The organism is Streptomyces sp. NPDC048275, assembly GCF_040652275.1.
Lineage (GTDB): Bacteria > Actinomycetota > Actinomycetes > Streptomycetales > Streptomycetaceae > Streptomyces.
The window spans coordinates 1-1176 of record NZ_JBEZLR010000266.1 but is presented as its reverse complement, the minus strand read 5'-3'; the positions used below and the strand labels follow the sequence as shown (position 1 = coordinate 1176).

Below are 1176 nucleotides of genomic sequence, written 5' to 3'. Positions count from 1 at the left end.
GGCGTGGTCGGCACCGTCGGCCGCATCTTCGGCGAGGCGGGCATCAACATCGCCGGCATGCAGGTCGCCCGCGCGGCCGTGGGCGGCGAAGCCCTCGCGGTCCTCACCGTCGACGACACCGTCCCGCAAGCCGTGCTGACCGAGGCCGTGGAGGAGATCGGGGCCGCCTCGGGCCGCTCGGTCAACCTCCTGTCAACTACCCGGGACTAAAAGGTCCCGGGCTTGCACAACGGGCGTCACTGGCGGTGACGTGCCGTTTGCGTCCGGCCCCACCCCTGGGTTTCGGGGGTGGGGCGGGGGCCGTTGACAGGGCCCCGCTTCGCCACAACTCCCACGCTCCGGCGCGGATGTTGCGGGAGCTGTTCCGGTCCGCGTGATCAACGAATCCGCAGGACCGGCATGCGAAGAGGGCCTGGGAGAACCGGTTCGCTCTGTCGGTGTGCACGCATTCGGCGCAGGTGCGGGAGGTGTACGCCGGATGGACGTACACCACCGGCACCCCGGCCTTGCGGGCCTTGTACGCGATGAACTGTCCGAGCTGGTGGAAGGACCGGCTGGAGTGGGTGGCCCGTTGGGGCTTTGCAAGCCGTACCCGCTCGCGGATGCCTGTGAGGTCTTCCAGGGCGATTCCGCGACCGGTGCGTTCCGCCTCGGCCACCACATGCTTCGCGATCTTGTGGTTGATGTCTTTCGCCCGCCGCGCCTCCTTGCGGCGCCGCTTCTTCAGCCGGCGTCTGGCGGACGGGGTGTTCTTCTTCTGTAGCTTGGTGCGCAGGCCGCGCTCGCGCAGGCGGATCCGGTTGAGCTGCCGTCCGGCCATGATCTCGCCGGTCGACACCGCCTCGTTGAGTTCGGGCAGGCGGGGAGCCTTTGGCTCAGCTCGTCAGGAGCGCCGTCAGCAGTCGCGGCGCGCCGGGCCCCTGCCGGTTCTGCCGTGCTCGCGCCGTCGGGATCTGTCCGCCCATACCGGCAGCCGGGCGAAGCGCTCGGGCCGTGTGCACCGGGCGGGCCCGCTCCTCACGCATGACCTGCCGCAGGGCCTCACCGAAACGGGCGAGGTCCTGCGGTGCGTTGTCACAGTGGGCCGTGTCCCGCGACGTGGTGTAGGGGATCAAGAGCTACGCGTTCCGGTTCGAGACCCGTGGCGATCTCTGCGGAGACTGCAGCCCACGAAGC

General features: G+C 69.9%; 2 protein-coding genes and 1 pseudogene. 1 reads left to right on the top strand and 2 read right to left on the bottom strand.

The annotated features are described in order from the left end of the window. On the top strand, positions 1 to 210 hold a 210-nt coding region (locus AB0D57_RS47850), incomplete at its 5' end, for an ACT domain-containing protein (protein ID WP_362088792.1). Here the strand turns inward: AB0D57_RS47850 and AB0D57_RS47845 are convergent. Together AB0D57_RS47845 and AB0D57_RS47840 are read right to left on the bottom strand one after the other, a co-directional pair. Next, positions 197 to 829 (bottom strand): annotated as a pseudogene (locus tag AB0D57_RS47845) (transposase); the annotation flags it as partial. The gene AB0D57_RS47850 and the pseudogene AB0D57_RS47845 overlap by 14 nt on opposite strands. Before the next feature lie 46 nt (positions 830 to 875). After that, positions 876 to 1115 carry a hypothetical protein gene (locus AB0D57_RS47840; RefSeq protein ID WP_362088791.1) on the bottom strand — a complete coding sequence of 80 codons (240 nt, stop codon included), beginning with the start codon at positions 1113 to 1115 and terminating at the stop codon, positions 876 to 878. Positions 1116 to 1176 lie beyond the last annotated feature (61 nt).